Origin of the sequence: Halobacillus shinanisalinarum, from assembly GCF_022919835.1 — a bacterium.
GTDB classification, from domain to species: domain Bacteria; phylum Bacillota; class Bacilli; order Bacillales; family Halobacillaceae; genus Halobacillus_A; species Halobacillus_A shinanisalinarum.
The window spans coordinates 3,595,791-3,615,670 of the sequence record NZ_CP095074.1; the positions used below are offsets into that span (position 1 = coordinate 3,595,791).

Sequence of the window (19,880 nt, forward strand, 5' to 3'; positions counted from 1 at the left end):
TGCCTGACCCCGGCACTTTAGTATTAACTTGCCAGGGCGCAGTGAGATTATAAGTAGTCACTTTCAGAATGATGGTATTACGAGATAATTGTATTTTTACATTACTTATGACCAAACTCATCTATTTGTTTTTGTATTTGTCATTCTTAGAGTATTACGTAACAATAACTCCGTTCCAATCCTATATCTTCATGACTTGAAAATTCCTTTGGGTTATGACTGATTCCCTCTTTGCAACGTAAAAAGATCATGCCGTAATCACATACATCAGTCATTACGAGAGCATCGTGGAACGGCCTACTCATTAATTCGGGTGCATCTAATCCCATGAGGCGCCAATGTTCTCGCTCAATCTTTTCTTGTTAATCGATAATTGGTCTAGCGCCATAATTATCAGTCGCCCTTCTGTATTAGTTTTTTAGCCTGACTAATTAGTATTTTCCTTTTTATCTTTTTGTTTTTCCATATACAGAATAATTGATATCATTAGGGCAACGCATAGTGCAATTTTAATTAAGCTAAAGATTGGAGCAAACAGCACAGCCATGCCAACCACAACCGCAATGACCCCATACGTTGGTGTTTTATAGGCAAACTGACCTAAAACAGCACCAAATATAGCAGGGAGAACGAACGCAAATGAACTCTCTATTGCAGGTGGTATGATAGAAAGGATATAGGTTCCGGCTAAAATGATTAAAACGATCACTACTATATTTACTAAGGAAGCGATCGCGATTCCAAAGACACCGGCAATTTCTGCTTTGCGTGAACCGCTTTCCGCTCCAATTGCCTTCTGAGCTGAAACGGAACAAGGGAGGCACATGTTAGCAATATTACCGGTCAAAAAGGCTAAATAGGTTCCAGCAATTCCAAGGGTAGGGTAGTAGGTAATTGGTTCTAACACCCACATGATTCCTATAAATCCTGCGTAGCCGACAAGTCCTGTGAAAATAGGCCCCCAACCTGGATGAGCATCTAAAATAAAAGACAGATACAAAGGTGGTACTAAGCACATGAGGATTAACGTGAAAAGAGTCAAACGTCCCCAGAAGTGGACCTTTTTATGGAATTCTTCCATGCCATTTGTCGTTTCGGTTCCTACGGTTTCTGGGTTATCTTTTCTGGATTCAGGCTCATCTATTTTCCTCCCTTATATAATTATTTCATAGGCTATTTCCATAGGCGCCTAAAACTTAAAATAAGGTTGTGAAATAGGCACTTGCCATCCCAATAACCATGGCAATCCCTAAAGCCGACTCTTTTAACCAAGAAAAGTTTCCTTTTTCAGCAACGATCATAATCACAACCATGGAGAACAAAGCAGCAATGCCTGCTATAGTATGGGTAACACTAGTTACCATTTGTTCACTTGCCAGATAACCAAATGCTCCTAACATGGCAGCCGAAGAAATAATCTTCATAGCCTTTGGATTTTTCTTCTCAATTTTTTTCTGTGTATTTCCGAGTGATTTTGTAAATAAGGCAGCAAAAAGCAGCCATCCCATTCCGCCTAGACACATCGTCCAGACGACGGTTGTAAAGGCTTGGGTTGAAAAATTTTCAGAGGTTAATTCCATACCAAAAGCATTTGCCCCAATCCCAGCCGCCGCTGATTCAGTAGCTGCAGATCCTATGATCCCGATTCTCATTAAGGTTAGAGGGGAGCCGAGCAATGCAATCAAGGAAATTAGAACGATTGCAATCCCAAACGACGGTCCTAAAGAGCTAATAAAGCCAGTTCTAATGGCCGTTTTTACTTCCTTTGAAGTCATCCCTACATCTGGTGCAGACTTCTTTGCTACTTTTAAAAAAATCAAGGCTTGAAACATAACGATACCCACGAAAATAAAGGCCATAATCCAAAGTGGAGTACTACTGGCAACTTTAGCTACATCCTCATTCAAAACAAGTTTCCTCCTTTACATACTTAGATTAAAAGACTTTAAAATAGATAACCTTATTTGCTAGATTCTTTCTGTCTCAAACCTTGGCTTTTTTTATTTGATAAGTAATCTAAAACTGTTGAAATAAACAGTTTTCCAATATACATCATTGCCTTTTCTTGAACGTTAAACTTAGGATGGTGGTGTGGATAGACCTCACTTGGTTCCTCCCTAGCTCCTCCAACCCAGAAAAACGTACCTGGTACTTCTTTTAAATAATAAGCGAAGTCTTCCATACCCATTTGGGGAGAGATATCTCGGACCATTCTTTCCCCAAATAAATCTATTGCGATTTTTTTAACTCGCTCAGTTTCTTCTGGGTGGTTAACGACAGCTGGATAGCCTCGTACATAATTGTACTTGACACTTGCTCCGAAACTATTACTTGTTGATACTGCAATTTTCTCAATAGACTCTTCAATCCAATCACGAACATCATCATCAAACGTTCGTACGGTTCCCTTAATTTTTGCTTTATCAGGGATAACGTTAAATCCTTCGCCACCATTAAAAGAGGTAACCGATACAACCGCTGACTTTATGGGGTCCACCTGACGACTTACTATTTGCTGCAAGTTTAGTAGCAATTGGCTGCCAACGATTAGAGGGTCAATTCCTAAATGTGGAGAAGCTGCATGCCCGCCTTTACCAGAAATTTCTATTTCAAATGTGTCTCCATTTGCCATGGCATTTCCTTCTTTAACTCCCACGGCTCCAAGAGAATCTGTAGAACTAACATGTGCACCATATACAACATCTACGTCGTCGAGGCACCCATCCTCAATCATGAATTTGGCGCCACCAGGAATAACTTCTTCTGCAAACTGGTGAATAAACACGACATTTCCTGCTAAAGTCTCCCGGTTTTCACTTAGTACCTTGGCGACCCCGAGTAACCCAGCCGTGTGCAGATCATGCCCGCAAGCATGCATGATGCCTGGAACACGGGATTTATACTCAACATCTTTTTCGTCTTGGATAGGAAGTGCATCGAAGTCCGCACGCAAAGCAACGGTTTTACCAGGATTACTACCTTTTAAAGTACCGACAACTCCACGACCACCGACACCTGTTTTCACTTCTAATCCTAAATTAGTTAGAAAGTCCGCAACTTTTTCAGGTGTATCCACTTCCGTATGTGAGAGTTCAGGGTACATATGAAGGTCCCTTCTGAATGCTACTAAATCTGGATAAACTTCCTCTAATCTAGAAAAAAGTTTTTCTTTCATGAATACCAATCCTTTCCTATTAAAGTTTAAGATAGTGGAACTTGGGCTATTTATCATCACAACTAGTGATAAAACTTTACATGTTAAACATTTACAGTAAGGCTATCTGCCTGGAATATGGCCATCCTTTGACTGAGCTATTTTGGGACGCTTTTCCCCGTAATGGGTAGCCTGTTCAAATGCATGGCCGATTCGCAATACTTCATAATCTGCTTGGTGTGGTCCAACGATTTGCAGTCCAAGTGGAAGTCTGTCCGATGTAAATCCACTTGGTACCGATAAGGAAGGATTACCAAGGGCAGAAATGTAATAGCTTGAACGCATCCAATCAATGTAGGTTTCCATAGGTACACCGTTTATTTGTTCAGGGTATTCCAGATTCACATCGAACGGAGGGACCTGGCTGACTGGTAATATAAGAGCATCATACTGATCGAAAAAAACACGCATTCTATGATACAGTTGGTTACGTAATCTCTCAGCTCTCCCGATATCTATCCCACGTAGTTTACGGCCTTTATTAAAATTCCATTTGAAACTTGGTTTCATAACTTCCTCAAATCGATCAAACAATTCATGATTTGACATTTCGATTTCCCAAGCTCGAAATACATGAAAAACTTCATCTGCTTCTACTAAATCCGGACACGCTTCCTCGACATGGCATCCCAAGTCCGTGAAGATTTTCATTTGTTCCTCCATATTGCTGCTTACGGCAGGATCTACAGGAAGGATTCCTCCAAAATCAGCAGACCAGGCGATACGAAGCCCGTTTAAATTCTTGTCGAATGGGTTAAGGAATTGTTCACCAGACTCCGCAATTGAAATGGGTGATCGGTTGTCTTGTCCTGCTAGAACGGACAGCATGAAGGATGCATCTTCTACATTTCGTGCAATCGGTCCTTGAGTTACAAGGGGAGAGTAGAGGGCAGCTTTAGGGTACATAGGCACACGTCCAGGTGAGGTTCTCATTCCTACAACATTATTAAAAGCGGCTGGAAAACGACAGGACCCTCCCATATCGCTGCCATCTGCAAGCGGGAGCATACCACTTGCAACCGCAGCGGCCGCACCACCACTACTTCCACCTGCAGTACGATTAAGATTATAAGGGTTTCTTGTTACGCCAAATACCTCATTAAAGGTATGAGCACCCGCTCCGAATTCTGGGACATTTGTTTTTCCAATAACGATTGCACCAGCATTCCTCAGTCGTTCCACGATAAGATCGTCTTCAGTAGAAATATTGTCCCTTAATGCGAGGGATCCGCTTGTCATTGGAAAACCCTTTGCATTATGCGTGTCTTTAATCGCAATGGGCAGACCATGAAGGGGGCCCGCTTTCTTTCCAGTGGCAAGTATCTCGTCAGCTTTATTCGCTTCTTTTAATGCATGATCCTCATCCAGTGAAATGATCGCATTGACCTCGGGATTTACTCTTTCTATCTGTGCTAGGTGCGCTTCAACAACTTCGCGGACAGATAATTCACGTTTTTGAATGGCCTTAGCAAGATGACGTGCTGTAGAAAAATTTTTATAATGATCCATACTTTTGCAACTCCCTACTAATATAGAATTTGTAGATATAAACACTGTATTTTTATTAAAACTACCCTCCTAACTATATATAGTCAGCTGGCGACTATAGTGAATTCAGGAAACTCGAAACCAGTGTGTCCTAAATCAACCTTCAGCAAGAATCGTTGATTTCCTTGGTCGTTAAGCAATAGATACTAAAGCAATTAACAGAAAGCCTTTACCTTTATCAAAAAATGGTTCTGGTCACTAAAAATAAAACAGACGGTGCCATCAAACAGCCAAGCCCCGTATAAAAGGTTGCTGTCATCGCTCCATAAGGGACAAGTTTTGGATCGGTGGCGGCTAATCCACCAGCTACGCCACTCGTCGTACCCATCAATCCTCCGTAAACAATGGCTGATCGTGGGTTATCTAGCCCAATATATTTAGCTACGAAGGGAGTACCGATCATAGTAAGAATGGATTTGATTAAGCCGGCTGCGATACTTAAGGCAATCACTTCAGAGCTTGCGCCAAGTGCTGTTCCCGTGACGGGACCGACGATATAGGTCGCTGCGCCTGCGCCTATTGTCGTTAAACTGACGGCATCGGTGTATCCGAAAGCAAAGGCGATCACCACACCGATGACAAACGAGACGATGACGCCGGCAAAGAGGGAGATGATTCCTGGTAAACCGGCTTTTTTAATTTCATCCAGACTTGCTCCAAAGGCCGTCGCGACGATCGCAAAGTCACGAAGCATGCCGCCGCCCATTAGTCCTATCCCGGTAAAAATTCCGATATCTGCTAACCCTTGCTCGCCGCCAGTATTGATGCCTCCAATATAAGCGAGTACGAGGCCCATAATGATAGCGATCGCAGATCCATGAATTTTTCCATTGGTGAGTTTATCGGAGATCATGTAAGAAAGATAAATAGTGATTCCAACCACCGCGAAAGAGACAATCAAGCCATTCTCTACAAACGTGTCACTTAATATTTCGAACATCATCGCTTCCTCCTAACTCTTCATCAGAAAGAGTGGATGTATCTTTTCCGATGCTGCTTAGGAGAGGAACCATGGCCCAGCTCACTATAACGGCAGAAACACCTGCCATTAAGGCCAAGGGTCCTCCATCAACGGCGGCTACCACATTCTGTTTGGCTGCCATCGCGATGACGATTGGGATGTACATGGCACCCCAGAAGGCCATTCCTTCCTGTGACTTGATGTTCAATTTGTTATTCTTTTTTAAGTAATCTACAACTAACACGAGGATGAGCATAGCAATGCCAACTCCACCGACATTTGCATCAATCCCGATAGCTGTCCCAAGCAGTTCACCTAACAAAACACCAGCCAATAAGCATACAGCCAACAATGCCACTCCATAGATAACCAGTTGAATCACTCCCTTTGTTTTATAACCACTTGTGTTTGCTACTTCAACAACACTAGACGGACAATATCTACAAATCACAGAAACTTAGAAACAATGGTAGGATTTAGACTGTATTGTTTAAGGCATGTAACAAATGTACGACCAGAGAATTTTCCCTCCTTTCAGAGAAAGCGTTTACAATTTAGGCGATAATCAACTGTCGACCATTTCATAATTTCCATCATAGATAAATAAGCTCAGAATTGCAAACACTTTTTAAAATTTTCTAAATTATTGAATAATAAATGGGTTTGTTGTACAATTTAATCGACAGTCGACAATGGATACGTTAGGAGGTCTTTTTGTGAATCAACCAAACCTTAATCATAATGCATTATCTAATCATATTGCGGAACACATTACCGAACAAATTATTACAGGCGAATTGCAGCCTGGTGAAAAAATTGTTGAGAATACGTATGCTACAGAGTATGGAACGAGTCGTGCTCCGGTTCGCGAGGCTATCTATCTCCTCACCATTGAGGGGCTGGTTGAGCGAATTCCTAGAAAAGGAGCCGTTGTAAAGGAACACACAGAAAACGAAATTTATGATTTACTCGAAATAAGAATTATGCTTGAATCCCTTGCCATGAAACGAATCAAAGAGAACGGGATCGACGAAGAAGTTCTGAACAAAATGGGAACGTTATATCAGGAGATGAGTGGAGAGAAGGATATCCAGCATTATACCCAGCTTAATCATAAATTTCATCTTTGCTTGATTGAAATGAGTAAGAGTGAAACCATTAAGAAAATGTACACTCGTTTAGAATTACCTTTACTGAGGGTGCAAAATATTTCTTTTGCAGCTGAAGGAAATGTAGAAAAGTCAGTAAGGGAGCATTTAACCCTTGTTAATCTTCTTAAGGAAGGCAAAATAGAAGAGGCGACAACCGTCTTACAGCAGCATAACCAGGATGTGATCACGAGCATTCAAAGGCGGCTTTTTGAGCATCAAAGTCAAGATACTCAATCGGATGTGTATTAGAGGAGGAAGGGGAGATGCGCCCCTCTTTCTTTTTAAATATATATTTAGTCGACTGACGACTGAATTGATTGTTAAAGAAAGGACGATAAGATGAGTACTGCATTTCTTTTCCCGGGTCAAGGGTCACAACAACCTCATATGTTACGTCATTTGCCTGATCACCCCCTCGTTACAGAAACCTTAGCTGAGGCGAGCGAGGCATTAAATGAAAGCGTTGTCTTGTGGGATACCGAACTAAAGCTTAGGTCGACTATAGCTGTTCAAGTATGTCTGCTTGTCTCGGGAGTAGTATCAGCGCGTCTGTTGATGGAGGAAAAGGCTGTTCCAGATTATGTGGCGGGCCATTCGGTTGGAGCTTTCGGAGCTGCCGTCGTTGCTGGTTCTTTAGATTTCAGAGATGCCATTCGCTTAGTGAGGTGGCGTGGGGAGTGGATGGAAAAAGCTTTTCCAAAGGGATATGGAATGTGCGTTGTGGTAGGGCTCAGTGAAAAACAGCTATCAAAGTTGATTGAAGGACACTCAACTAAGGAAAAACCTGTTTACCTTGCCAATATTAATTGTCCACGGCAAATGACCATAGCTGGAGCGATACCAGACTTGAGAAACCTTATGGAGACAGCTCTTGCAAACGGTGCCCAAAAGGCTGAGTTGTTGGATGTTAGTGTACCGTCACATTGTCCGTTACTACAGGACGTGTCCTTACGCTTAGATGCTGAGCTGAATGACATTTCCTTTAGAGACCCCACTATTCCTTATATAGGAAATCAGACAGCACGAGCTTTAAAAAAGGGTGAAGCGATTAAAAAAGACTTAGCATGGAATGTATCTCATTCTGTTCGCTGGCACGAATCGATGTCCTTGTTATATGAGCTCGGAACTCGACTATTTGTTGAAATGCTTCCTGGTAATGTGCTTAAGAGACTTGTTAACAATGCATTTTCAACAGCACGAGCAATTTCCATCTCAGGCAATGGGATTAAAACAGCTGCCATTCTTGTTGATCGTACACGAACGAACTAAATGGAAGGGAGACGATGGATCATGACAGATGTTAAGCAAACAGAACAAACCAAAAGAAGCTGGACAACAAGACGAGATGCCAAAAATAAACGAGTCAATCAAGTGATGAAGATGACAGATGGGAGGGTCATTCCGACGGATCGAATCGTTGAAGTTTTAGAGGAAGTTCTTGTTCCTGGTGACCGAGTCGTATTAGAGGGGAATAATCAAAAACAGGCCTCCTTCCTTTCCGAAGCACTTTCCCAGGTGGACTCTGGTAAGGTCCATGATCTGCATATGATCTTATCCAGTATTTCAAGGCCTGAGCATCTAGATATTTTTGAAGCTGGCATCGCTGAAAAGGTGGACTTTGCTTATGCCGGGCCTCAAAGTCTTCGAATGGCTCAAATGATTGAGGATAAACAACTGACCATGGGCGAAATCCACACCTATATCGAGTTATATGGGCGGTTATTTATTGACTTAATCCCATCTGTGGCATTGGTTGCTGCTGATAAAGCCGATAGTGAGGGTAATCTGTACACAGGGGCAAATACAGAGGAAACACCTACACTTGTAGAAGCTGCAGCTTTTCGAGACGGGATTGTCATAGCTCAAGTCAATGAAATCACAGAGGATCTGCCGCGTGTGGATATCCCTGGCTCATGGATTGATTTCGTTGTTGAAGCAGATGCCCCTTATCAATTGGAACCACTTTTTACGAGAGATCCGAGACATATCACAGATATCCAGATACTCTTGGCAATGATGACGATTCGCGGTATTTATGAAAAGCATCAAGTGCAGTCTCTCAATCATGGCATTGGCTACAATACGGCAGCTATTGAGTTGCTGCTCCCTACTTATGGGCAGTCGTTAGGTTTAAAAGGTAAAATCTGCAAACACTGGGCATTGAATCCTCACCCTACGATGATCCCTGCGATCGAATCCGGCTGGGTGGAAAGCATTCATTGTTTCGGGGGAGAAGTGGGGATGGAGGAGTACATCTCAAAACGGCCTGATGTGTTTTTTACCGGACGCGATGGGAGTCTTCGTTCCAATCGAACGCTCTCACAGCTGGCCGGTCAATACGCGGTTGATTTGTTTGTTGGATCTAGCTTGCAAATCGATGCCTATGGAAATTCTTCGACCGTTACAAACGGACGACTTGCCGGGTTTGGTGGAGCTCCGAACATGGGACATGATCCTGGTGGACGGAGGCACTCCACTCCAGCATGGTTAAATATGATCAATTCTGATGAGCCACTTGTGCGGGGCAAGAAACTAGTCGTTCAAGTAGTCGAAACACATCAAACAGGGAACACACCGGTTTTCGTAGAGTCTCTGGATGCGATTGATGTGAAAAAAGAAGCCAATCTAGCGACAGCTCCGGTGATGATCTATGGCGATGATGTCACCCATGTTGTCACAGAGGAAGGCATCGCTTACTTATATAAAGCAAAAAGTTTAGAAGAACGGCGAGAAGCTTTGGCTGCGATTGCAGGAGTGACCCCAGTAGGGATTAAACATTCCCCTGAAAATATCAACCGTCTTCGGGAAGAGGGGATTGTGGCATGGCCTGAAGATTTAGGGATCCGCCGCTCTGAAGCCAATCGTTCTTTGCTTGCTGCTAAAAATGTGGAGGAGCTTGTGGAATGGTCAGGCGGACTCTACCAGCCTCCAGAGAAATTTCGGAGCTGGTAAGGGAGGGATGGTCAGATGACTTGGAATAACGCAAAAGAATGTGGTGAAGTTCTCGGCAATTGGGCTGTTCAGGCTCTTATCGCTGAAGCTGAGCTTTCTCCAAAACCAGGACTTGTCGATCCCGAAGATACTGGATCACACGCCGACATGACGTTTGATTTATTGGTTGCTTCGGCTGCTTCTTTACGAGAAACCTTTGAGTCGATCGCTGAAGCTTCTTACCTTAGGGAGCCTGACCAACAGCTACGTGAAGAAATCGCCGCTATCGGTCGCCAAGGTGAAAGGAAAATGATGCACGTCACTGGTGGGATCAACACGCATAAAGGAGCCATTTGGGTGCTTGGACTTCTGACGTCTGGTGCAGCATTGCACCAACCGGGGCAGGACGTGAAACGGATGATTCAAACCGCTTCTGAAATCGCCTGCTATCCAGATCGCTATATCCCCGACATTCCGACTCATGGTTCTAGCGTTTTTGCAAGATTTGGCGTGAAGGGGGCTAGAGGAGAGGCTGAATCAGGATTTCCTCATCTTATAAAAATTGCCTTGCCTAAGCTGGTGCAAGCGAGGGAGAGAGGAATCTCTGAACCTCTTGCAAGATTGGAAGCTCTCGTGGCATTGATTGCTCACTTAGACGATACATGTATTCTTCATCGAGGCGGATTACCTGCTTTACAGATGGCAAAGCAAAAAGCGAAGGCTATTTTAGAAAATGGAGGGGTGTCCATGGCAGAGGGATGGAGAAAACTAGAAGAACTTAATCAATCGTTACTAGAATCTAACGCTTCACCTGGAGGGAGTGCGGATTTGTTAGCTGCCACTTTATTTTTGGATCAAATAGAAAGCGTTCATTATGTCGATAAAAAGGTTTTTTTAACTACTTAAAAGGAGGGTGTCACATTGGAAACCATGCTTTTTGAATACCCAGCCACGAAAAAAATAGCCCACAAAGCGCACGTAGGTGTCGTTGGGTCCGGAGATTTAGAAGTCCTGGTTACTCCTTCAGATGAACCTAGAACTAGAGTCGAAGTCCGAACAGGGATGACAGGATTCGACGATACTTGGAAAAGGGTGATCGAACGTTTTTTTAATGTACACGCAGCACAGGCGACCATAAAAGTGAACGATTTCGGAGCAACACCCGGAGTTGTCTCCCTACGATTAGCTCAAGCTTTGGAGGTGAGTGAACAATATGAACGTTCTTAAAGTAAGCTTTGTAGAACTCAATGCACGTGAGCGTGTAAAAGCCATACTAGATGAAGGAACTTTTCGTGAACTGCTTGATCCTTTTGACGGATTTGAATCCCCTCACTTGGAACGCCAGAATATCGTTCCCCAGAGTGATGACGGAGTAGTGGTCGCTAAAGGCAAAGTAGCTCAAGAGCCGGCCGTGGTCATTTCTATTGAAGGAAATTTTCAAGGCGGGGGTATTGGAGAAGTCTCTGGGGCAAAAATAGCTGGAGCTCTTGAATTGGCTCTTCGTGACAACAAAGAAGGCATCCCGACCCGTCCAATCCTATTGTATGACACAGGGGGCGTGAGGCTTCAGGAAGCCAATTACGGCTTGTTGGCTATCGCTGAAATTAGTGCTGCAATTGTAGCCTTACGAGAATACGTCCCTGTCATTGGAGTGATCCCTGGAAAGATCGGTTGCTTTGGCGGCATGTCCTTAACGGCAGGCTTGTGCAGTACACTGATCATGACGAAAGAGGGCAGGCTCACATTAAATGGACCGGAAGTGATTGAGCAGGAAGCGGGAATTGAAGAATTTGATTCTCAGGATCGGCGCTTGATATGGAATACAATTGGCGGGGAACAGCGCTATTCATTAGGATTCATTGATCATCTTGTGGATGATAATGTGGAGACGCTCAAGGAGATCATCAGAGATCATTTAGATCACAACGATACGCACTGTTTTCGAAGTGAACAAGTGGACCTGTTTAGATCACGTCTTCAAAAAATAGATCCCTCACAACCCTTCTCTCATAAAGATGTACAAAAAGTATGGAACGAAACAATTGGAAAAGAAACGAGTAATAAGGAGTCTGGGAGTTCTGAGGGCATTCCTGATGAAAGCAGAGGGAAGACTTGGTTTACAGCTCTAACAGATCAAACGAAAAGTGATGATGTCCCTTCCGTATTGTGTACAGACAAAACCGTTGATAAAGAACGGGTCCGCTATATTGCCGTTGTACCAGACTCGAGTAATCGCTTTCCCCGTGCTCGTAAGGGTGAGGTAGGCTTAGCAGAGGGATGGGCTATTGCCCGTTATGTAAGGGAAGCCATCGAGAATGATGAAGAAGGGAAACGTCGTGCCATTGTCGCGATCGTGGACGTTCCCAGCCAAGCTTATGGATTCAATGAAGAGTTATTAGGATTACATCAAGCAGGGGCAGCAGCCGTTGACGCTTATGTGGAAGCAAGACAGGCGGGCCATCCTGTAATCACACTTATTGTAGGGAATGCCATTTCCGGCGGATTTCTAACCCATGGCCTCCAGTCTAATCATCTCCTTGCTCTGAATGATGAGGGAGTGAATGTCCATGTCATGTCAAAGCAATCCGCCGCCCGTATTACCCGTCGTTCCATTGAAGAACTAGAGAAAGCGACGAAACAAACACCTGCCATGGCGTATGATGTTGAATCTTTTGCAACCCTTGGCGCTCTTCATGAACTGATTGATGGAGTTGATGCAGATCACCCAGGAAGTGAAGATATAGAAAAAATAGAAGATAGAATCATAGAAGCGATCAGAAGTGCTAGATCAGAGCCTTTTGATTTAAGCAATCGGCTGCAATCTCTACAAGCTAGGGAAAATCGATCGGCATCGATAAAAGTTAGAGAGAGGTTAACAGAGTTATGGTAATTAGCCCCCATGATCTATTGAGAATTAGAGAGGGGACAGAACTTACAATGTGTTCAGATATACCAGAATGGGTTACCACATCCTTGCAGTCCGCTCCATTTGCTGTTGTACGTCGTGCCCCAATAATCGAAGGGAAGCTCGCTATCGGTGTTCGCGGCAGCCAACGCAATCAACGATTTGGAACTTATATCAGACAGGAAGACGTGCTAGAGCATATTCCTCCTAATCAAATCGTAAAAGGGGAGAAATGGCTGGAACATTCACGCAATAACTTAATGCCTGCTATTCAGGCATTGGAGCAAGTGAATGATATACTCCACTCTTATGAAATGGTTTGGGGACCTGCGGGAAGTGTAGGGTTTGAATTAGTTAGTCGCAGGGATACGGTCACAGAGAATAGTGATTTAGATATCGTGGTGTATGCAGAAGATTTCTTCCCTATCGAAAAGGCAGAGACCCTGGTTGCTAGACTTAGCGAGCTTCCTGTAGTGGTAGATGTTCAAGTTGAAACACCTAATGGAGCAATTTCATTAAGGGAATACGCACGGAATGAGTTTCCTATATTATTAAAAACCAAAGAAGGTCCAAAGCTGGTCAATGACCCCTGGAATAAAGGTATCACAAAGGAAGTTTATGTATAGTGTTTTGTATATAAAAGGACGGTTCATTGACTCCCGTCCTTTTTAGTATGTCCAGTATAGGTTTCTTCTCCATACTTAAAAACTAGACGAAGGAGGTTTATATAGGAAACGTTACTGAGTTTCAATCACGGGTTCGAGAATATTACGAAGCAGAGGATGGTTGAAGCTGGGTGTTTTCACACATATAGGATTTCTCGCTGAAGCAACAGGAAAAGTAGTAAGAGCTATAGAAAGTGAACTTGAAGAACCTGACGAATGTACCGGAACCCATGATGAATCCGTATTCGTTGGCTCATGAATCGAAGTGCAATACTGAATGAAGGATAACACCGAGAGGCAGACTCCCTAGTGACAAAGAACATACCATTTATACTACCCTTTTTTATTTGTAAGCTTTGGATAATGTTCTTCATAGTAATTAATGGCTTCATCCATGAACTCAAGGATTTCCGAGGAAATAGGGTAAAGCCCCATTTCCTTAGAAGCTCTTTCGGATTTTCTAGCTTTCCAAAATTTCTCGCCTAGCTTTTGGTCTCCTTTAAAAAAGTCCTCAGACAGTAATAAACAATCCTCTGCAAGCGTTTGTCCCTCTTCAGAATGTGGCGCAAGATTTCGTCGTAAACAAAAATTGGTTCGTTTAATGATATTTATCCATTTCCGTGTAGACGGATGTTCCATTTTTGGCATAGCCTCTTTTAATGTCTTTTGTTCCTTTTCACTGAAGTGTTTCCCCCACTCGTTTTTCCCAGCCATTTTAGCATTTTCTTTAACTAATGGAAGCAGATGACCCCAATTCAAATTTCCTTCCAGTTTAAGGGTGTTACTTAATGTATGGGTATTTTTTAGCGATTCCTTCAGCTGTAGAATGTTATTTTCCAGCTTTTCTTTATGTAGAGTTAAGATTTCTTCTATTGTTATTTGATTAATGATTTTCTTGATATCTTCTAATGTCATGGCTAATGACTTTAACAGCACTATTTTTTCCAGTAAAAGTATTTCTCTGCTTGTATAAAGTCTTTTACCTGATTCCTCTATTCGGGCAGGTGGGACTAAGTCAATTTGATCGTAATAACGTAACGTTCGGACAGAGATGTTGAGGTAGTGGGAAACGTCGCCTGAAGTATAATATTTCAATTTAAATTCATTCCATGAAAAAAATAGTTGAAGGTTACGCAACGTAACCCATTATAGTGAGAGTAACATACATTTTATTAATAAAGGAGTACATGTGAACAACATTTCGTCGTTTATAAAAAAAGTGGGAGTTGGGGCATTTGAATTTAATTGGTTGGATGATTGTTGCGAGTGAAATTGGGTTTTGGGTGGTTATCGCATTAGGTCTAGTTATGAGGTATGTGTTTAAATTAAGAAAGATGGGACTGTTCTTTTTAGCTTTAACACCACTAATTGATTTGATCTTACTAGTCACCACAAGTATAGACTTATTCCGTGGATCTACGGCCACAAAAGCACATGCTATCGCTGCGGTTTACATCGGTGTTTCCATAGCATTTGGTAAAAGTATGATTGAGTGGGCAGACGTACGATTTCAATATTATATAACCCGACAAGGTTCGCCGCCGATAAAGCGTGTAGGTATGGACTATGCTAAACATTATTTTAAAAGTTGGGGCCAACATGTGCTTGCTTATCTGATTGGCGCAGGTTTTCTAGTCAGCCTGATTTACTTTATTAATGATCCCTCTCGTACTGATGCATTAGAAGGAGTGTTAAAGCTATGGACTCTGGTATTAGGTATTGACTTTGTAATTGCAATTAGTAATTTCATTTGGCCAAAAAAAGCTAAGGGTTGATCGGCCTCCCATCAATGGGGGAGGCAAGGGAGTATAGTAACTTTTTGTGTTAATTGGGGTAGGTATTGCCATGTATTTTCTCCTATAAATAAAAGAATGATTGATCAGTCATAACCATTAAAACCCACCTCAGGTCATCCAGATTCTGGATGACCTGAGGTGGGTTTTATTTCTAATAAGGCGTACAATTGTGAAATATTAAAGCATTTATGTATAAACTCCTCTCTCTAAAATGATAAAATTATATGTAGAGATCCGTAAGGGAGATAGAACAATGAGATTATGGGGAAGAAAAATATTCGTCGTCCTTGTTTCCGTCCTTACATTAGGAATGTATGTTCCGCCTGCACATTCATTTACAGATGCAGCTGATAGTAAAAGGGTAGCCTCTGAAGATAGGGAGAGTACATATTTAACACCTAATGATGAAGGGTTACCTGATGAAGCCGGAGCAGTTGAGCTGGATAGCTTTCTTGAAGACGGTCCGGGTTCAGATGAGGACTATATACAAGTTCTAACGAAAAAGGCTAAAGAACAAACGTTGACAAAAATGGGGCCAAGAATTAATAAGAAAGTGGATACAGATATGACGAATGACATTTTGCCTAAAATTGAAGAAGTTGTTGAAATGATTTTGGCTGATGTGGATGAAGATGAGGTTCCTTATTATAAAATAGTTGAGGAGCTGTCGCCAGGGTATGGGGAGAAAATCTTCAATCTTTACAATCATCAAACCAATGAGGAGGTAGCCAGATTCCATGTGAGGCGTGATAAACGGCCAGGTGATGGGTACTGGTTTAACTTCCACTATCATTTAAATGCGGATAACTTTGTGGAGCATCACTCGATTGGAGAGGTCTATTGGGAGAAAAATACGCCCCGAAATGGATGTCATAACTTGGTGCTCCAATCGAAATCACCATATACTCACTACGAAAATCTGACGTCTGTTCTAGGACATCAGATTTTTTAATTGAATAAAGAGAATAAACGCTACCATTAAAACCCACCTCAGGTCATCCAGATTTTGGATGACCTGAGGTGGGATCATTTACAAGTTTCTACTTGCTTATATAAAGGGGGCAGGTTTTTTAATTTGCAACTTAGCGGTAGATTTTTAAATTCATGATAACCCTATCCTATGGTAACAACTAAACATCATTCACTAAACCATAGGGGTTAGAGCTAAGAGGGACATTGTTATCGATCTTGATCTAGATATTCCAGAAGCTTTAAATAAGTTATCGAAATTATATTGTGTTACGCTCTTCTCGTGACTGTGTTGAAACGGATGTTGTTTTGGAATCACTGGTAAACTTAACAGCAATGAGTGAAATGATGGCTGTCGCTATGATAAATATGGCAATAGGCGACCATGAATTATTAAATTTGCTTAATAGCCAGGTTGCTATCAATGGTGCGGTCCCGCCGGCTAGAGCAGCACCTATTTGATACCCTAGTGAGATCCCTGTATAACGAACTCTTGTTGAAAAGATTTCTGAGAACATGGTCCCTAGTACTGCTGTAATCGGTGGCCAAACAATTCCTAGAGCAATCACCGTTGCCAGAATAACAGCCCAAGTCTCACCAATAGATAACAATAGGAAATAAGGGTAGGCATATAAAGCCATTCCAATTGAACCGGCTATATAGACTGGTTTTCGACCAATTCTGTCGGACAGTTTCCCCATGAGAGGGATCATAACCGCAGTGATAAGCGTCCCAATTGTAACAGCATTTAAAACGTTAATCTGGTTATAGCCAAGCGTACCTGTTGCATAACTGACCACGAATGTCGCAAAAATATAAAATGGAGCTGTTTCTACAACTTTTGCTCCAACTGCAATTAATACTTCCCGCCAATGATATTTAAACGTTTCGGCGATCGGCATTTTGGAGAGCTCACCTGATTTCTTTGCCTCTTTAAATGCTGGTGTTTCATCAATGCCTTTACGAATCCATAAACCGACAAAGACGAGGACCGAACTTAAGATAAACGGGACGCGCCACCCCCATGTCATAAATGCTGCCTCGGGAAGTAAACTCATTAAAGTGAGAGCAAATGTTCCTAAGAGTAGTCCAATCGGAACGCCCATCTGTGGGATACTTCCGAAGAATCCCTTTTTCTCCTCAGGTGCATATTCAACAGCTAGTAAAAGGGCGCCACCCCATTCACCACCAAGACCTAATCCCTGGATTAATCTAAGGGTAATCAGTAAAATTGGCGCCCATACACCGACTTGAGCATAAGTAGGGAGTAAACCGATTAACACAGTTGCTCCACCCATGAGAGACAACGTTAATACAAGCGTTTTCTTTCGACCAATTTTATCACCGATATGAGCAAATATCACACCGCCTAGAGGACGAATAAAAAAGGTTAAAGAAAATGATGCGTAAGCTAATAGTAACCCAATCAAAGGATCAAAACTTGGGAAAAACAATTCATTAAACACCAGCGAAGCAACAGTTCCATACAAAAAGTAATCAAACCATTCAATTGAACTCCCAGTTAAACTAGCAATTAAAACTTTCCGACTTAACTGTTTATTCATAGTTTTTCCTCCCTATTATTGTCATTCAATTCAATAAAACGCTTATAATGATTTAACCCTATTACTTATGTTTATTTGCAGGGTTTTTTGTGACTTTTTCGTAAACTCTCGCTGCTGTAATTGTGTCCATATAGGCCACTCCGACCGATTTATATAAAGTCATTTCTTTATCATTCAGACGTCCTGGCTTATCTCCTGTTACGAGTTCCGCTAATTCACCGTTCACTTTATCCCAGGACCATGCTCCTTGATTCGCTGCTTGAATGAGTTCGCCTGCTTCATGTTGGGTTCCTTCCAATGTGTCTACCCAAAGCTGGTCAAGCTGTTCTAGTGTATCAGCACCGAACTCTTTTAGATCGGGACGATAGGAACCTATGGCATTAATATGAGCGCCCGGTTGTAGAGCATCCACATCAAATAATGCCTCCTGAGACTTTGAACTTAAACACAGAACATCCGCTTCCGATGCTGCTTTGTTAGCCGTTTCACAAACGATGACTTCACCTTGCCATCCTGATTGCTGAATTTCTTCTTTAAATGTAAAGGCCTTTTCTTTTGTTCTATTCCATAGAAATACACGTTCGATCGGTCTGACAGCCAAAACAGCCTGAAGCTGTCCTCTTGACTGAGCTCCACATCCTAAAATAGAAAGCTTACGAGCATTTTTTTTAGCAAGATATTCTGTCGCCACACCAGCACCGGCCCCTGTCCGCATCACAGTTAAACCACTTGCTTCAATAGTTGCAAGATGATGGCCATTTTCCGTTTCCGTTAATAAAATGACACTTTGCAACGTTCGGATTCCTGCTTCAGGATTATTTGGAAAAATACTTACAACCTTCACTGTTTCATACTCTAGTCCTTCTATATAAGAAGGCATAAAAAGTGTGTTAGCCTCAGAATGTGAATGATGCAATACGGTTCTTACTGGTGCATGTGTTTTATTTTCCAAATATAACCTAAATCCCTCCTTTAAATCTCCTATACAATCGTCCATCGAATAAACGGATTGAATCTCGTGCTGCGTGATATATTGCATTGTGATTCTCCTTCCTTTTGAACAGTTAACCTAATAAAAAAATTTTAGCTAAAGCTTAAAAAATTGAAGTGATACTTCAATTTAACTCTAAAAAATACTTGTGTCAATATTAAGATATTTCTGAAATATGCTCAATCCCTTATTCAAGTAATGAGGATAGTTTGATCACCGTTACATTTTTTCCTTCTTATTGTATATTAAATAAAGGGATAGGTTTTCAGTTCTTTATACATAGTTACCCAAAGCAATCTGTAAAAAGTTTTATATCACATTTTATACAAGGGTGCATTTAAATGAAAAATATTATTGGAAGCCAAATAAAAGATTTAAGAAAGCAAAAAAGGCTCACGTTAAAACAGGTTTCAGAAAAAACGAACCTTTCCATAAGCTTTTTATCACAAGTTGAACGATTAAAGTCATCCGTCACACTTGAATCTTTAAAGAAGATATCAGAGGTTCTTGATGTAAACCCTAGTTATTTTTTTCCGAGTGAGTCAAAAGCTTCGATAAAACGAGACATTTTATCTGAAGAAGACATTCCTATAAATCCCTTTATTTATAAAGATTTATCCGGGGACTTCGAGCAGCAGTTATTTACACCGATATTAGTTACGCTTAAACCTGGGGACAATAATGGCAACCCCCTTTCTCATAAAGGACAAGAGTTTTTGTATGTATTAGAAGGAGTGCTTATCGTATTGATTGAAGGGGAGGAGCATAAACTTCATCCAAAAGATTGTATTCATTTTGACTCTACAGTTCAGCATTATTGGTTTAATCGGACAAACTCTGTTGTTAAGTTCCTATGTATATCTACTAACCCTAAACTCAGTTAGTTCATGTGTCTATGAAAAAATTTAATTTAGGTCTCATTCATTTGGGAAGCTTGGGTTATATAAGGGAAGGTGTGTAATAAGTTTTTTAATAGAAATACACGATTAATACATTTAGGAATTCAGATTTCTAAATGATAATTTCAGCCCCAAGGAGCCTTTTCAATGCTCTTTTGGGGGCTTTTATTAATGATGGCAAGTTAATGACGGATATAGGTGATATCAGAGGTTTGTAATAATTTATACCTTGAACGGTAACAATTAACTGAGAAAAATTCTGGAGTCATCAATACCTATTTATGG

Annotated in this window: 20 protein-coding genes; 11 read left to right on the forward strand and 9 right to left on the reverse strand. The window is 41.7% G+C overall.

Annotated features, from left to right (window positions below; translation table 11 throughout):
• Positions 1–427 precede the first annotated feature (427 nt).
• The 6 genes from MUO14_RS17770 to madL all read right to left on the reverse strand — a co-directional run bounded on the left by MUO14_RS17770 (position 428) and on the right by madL (position 6,096).
• On the reverse strand, positions 428–1,018 hold the full coding sequence (locus MUO14_RS17770; protein WP_244751916.1) for a small-conductance mechanosensitive channel: 591 nt from the start codon (positions 1,016–1,018) through the stop codon (positions 428–430).
• A gap of 178 nt (positions 1,019–1,196) precedes the next feature.
• Positions 1,197–1,907, reverse strand: coding sequence for a DUF5058 family protein (locus MUO14_RS17775; protein ID WP_244751917.1), 711 nt, complete (start codon positions 1,905–1,907; stop codon positions 1,197–1,199).
• A 53-nt stretch (positions 1,908–1,960) separates the two neighbouring features.
• Complete coding sequence (locus tag MUO14_RS17780; protein ID WP_244751918.1) at positions 1,961–3,175, reverse strand: M20 metallopeptidase family protein; 1,215 nt, start codon at positions 3,173–3,175, stop codon at positions 1,961–1,963.
• 102 nt (positions 3,176–3,277) lie between these two features.
• The gene (locus MUO14_RS17785) at positions 3,278–4,723 is read right to left on the reverse strand and encodes an amidase (RefSeq protein WP_244751919.1); all 1,446 of its coding nucleotides are present in this window, start codon (positions 4,721–4,723) and stop codon (positions 3,278–3,280) included.
• 217 nt (positions 4,724–4,940) lie between these two features.
• Positions 4,941–5,702, reverse strand: coding sequence for a malonate transporter subunit MadM (gene madM, locus MUO14_RS17790; protein ID WP_244751920.1), 762 nt, complete (start codon positions 5,700–5,702; stop codon positions 4,941–4,943).
• The gene (gene madL / locus MUO14_RS17795; protein WP_244755651.1) at positions 5,683–6,096 is read right to left on the reverse strand and encodes a malonate transporter subunit MadL; all 414 of its coding nucleotides are present in this window, start codon (positions 6,094–6,096) and stop codon (positions 5,683–5,685) included. The genes madM and madL overlap by 20 nt, the downstream gene beginning before the upstream one ends.
• A 343-nt stretch (positions 6,097–6,439) precedes the next feature.
• Here madL and MUO14_RS17800 point away from each other — a divergent pair, with 343 nt between their 5' ends.
• The 8 genes from MUO14_RS17800 (at position 6,440) to MUO14_RS17835 (ending at position 13,634) form a co-directional block, all read left to right on the forward strand.
• Positions 6,440–7,123, forward strand: coding sequence for a GntR family transcriptional regulator (locus MUO14_RS17800; protein ID WP_244751921.1), 684 nt, complete (start codon positions 6,440–6,442; stop codon positions 7,121–7,123).
• A gap of 90 nt (positions 7,124–7,213) precedes the next feature.
• Positions 7,214–8,143 (forward strand): malonate decarboxylase subunit epsilon, encoded by a 930-nt coding sequence (mdcH, locus tag MUO14_RS17805; protein WP_244751922.1) that lies wholly within the window; start codon positions 7,214–7,216, stop codon positions 8,141–8,143.
• Between the two features lie 21 nt (positions 8,144–8,164).
• Complete coding sequence (gene mdcA, locus MUO14_RS17810; RefSeq protein ID WP_244751923.1) at positions 8,165–9,826, forward strand: malonate decarboxylase subunit alpha; 1,662 nt, start codon at positions 8,165–8,167, stop codon at positions 9,824–9,826.
• 15 nt (positions 9,827–9,841) lie between these two features.
• Positions 9,842–10,711 carry a triphosphoribosyl-dephospho-CoA synthase gene (locus MUO14_RS17815; RefSeq protein WP_244751924.1) on the forward strand — a complete coding sequence of 290 codons (870 nt, stop codon included), beginning with the start codon at positions 9,842–9,844 and terminating at the stop codon, positions 10,709–10,711.
• A 15-nt stretch (positions 10,712–10,726) separates the two neighbouring features.
• Entirely contained in the window at positions 10,727–11,032 is a 306-nt protein-coding gene (locus MUO14_RS17820; protein WP_244751925.1) for a malonate decarboxylase subunit delta, read from the forward strand.
• Entirely contained in the window at positions 11,019–12,695 is a 1,677-nt protein-coding gene (mdcD, locus tag MUO14_RS17825; protein ID WP_244751926.1) for a biotin-independent malonate decarboxylase subunit beta, read from the forward strand. The genes MUO14_RS17820 and mdcD overlap by 14 nt, the downstream gene beginning before the upstream one ends.
• Positions 12,689–13,336, forward strand: coding sequence for a malonate decarboxylase holo-ACP synthase (locus MUO14_RS17830; protein WP_244751927.1), 648 nt, complete (start codon positions 12,689–12,691; stop codon positions 13,334–13,336). The genes mdcD and MUO14_RS17830 overlap by 7 nt, the downstream gene beginning before the upstream one ends.
• 160 nt (positions 13,337–13,496) lie before the next feature.
• Positions 13,497–13,634, forward strand: coding sequence for a hypothetical protein (locus MUO14_RS17835; RefSeq protein ID WP_244751928.1), 138 nt, complete (start codon positions 13,497–13,499; stop codon positions 13,632–13,634).
• 74 nt (positions 13,635–13,708) lie between these two features.
• Here MUO14_RS17835 and MUO14_RS17840 read toward each other — a convergent pair whose 3' ends face one another.
• A complete protein-coding gene (locus MUO14_RS17840; RefSeq protein ID WP_244751929.1) occupies positions 13,709–14,470 on the reverse strand; it encodes a MerR family transcriptional regulator in 762 nt (253 codons plus the stop codon).
• A 140-nt stretch (positions 14,471–14,610) separates the two neighbouring features.
• Here MUO14_RS17840 and MUO14_RS17845 point away from each other — a divergent pair, with 140 nt between their 5' ends.
• Together MUO14_RS17845 and MUO14_RS17850 are read left to right on the forward strand one after the other, a co-directional pair.
• A complete protein-coding gene (locus MUO14_RS17845) occupies positions 14,611–15,150 on the forward strand; it encodes a hypothetical protein (protein WP_244751930.1) in 540 nt (179 codons plus the stop codon).
• Positions 15,151–15,424: 274 nt separating this feature from the next.
• Positions 15,425–16,123: a YpjP family protein gene (locus MUO14_RS17850; RefSeq protein WP_244751931.1), complete on the forward strand. Its 699-nt coding sequence runs from the start codon at positions 15,425–15,427 to the stop codon at positions 16,121–16,123.
• 277 nt (positions 16,124–16,400) lie between these two features.
• Here the strand turns inward: MUO14_RS17850 and MUO14_RS17855 are convergent, their stop codons facing one another.
• Positions 16,401–17,705 (reverse strand): MFS transporter, encoded by a 1,305-nt coding sequence (locus MUO14_RS17855; protein ID WP_244751932.1) that lies wholly within the window; start codon positions 17,703–17,705, stop codon positions 16,401–16,403.
• A gap of 61 nt (positions 17,706–17,766) precedes the next feature.
• Positions 17,767–18,744, reverse strand: a complete 978-nt coding sequence (locus tag MUO14_RS17860) for an ornithine cyclodeaminase family protein (RefSeq protein WP_244751933.1) — start codon at positions 18,742–18,744, stop codon at positions 17,767–17,769.
• A 293-nt stretch (positions 18,745–19,037) separates the two neighbouring features.
• Here MUO14_RS17860 and MUO14_RS17865 point away from each other — a divergent pair, with 293 nt between their 5' ends.
• The gene (locus tag MUO14_RS17865) at positions 19,038–19,580 is read left to right on the forward strand and encodes a helix-turn-helix domain-containing protein (RefSeq protein ID WP_244751934.1); all 543 of its coding nucleotides are present in this window, start codon (positions 19,038–19,040) and stop codon (positions 19,578–19,580) included.
• Positions 19,581–19,880 lie beyond the last annotated feature (300 nt).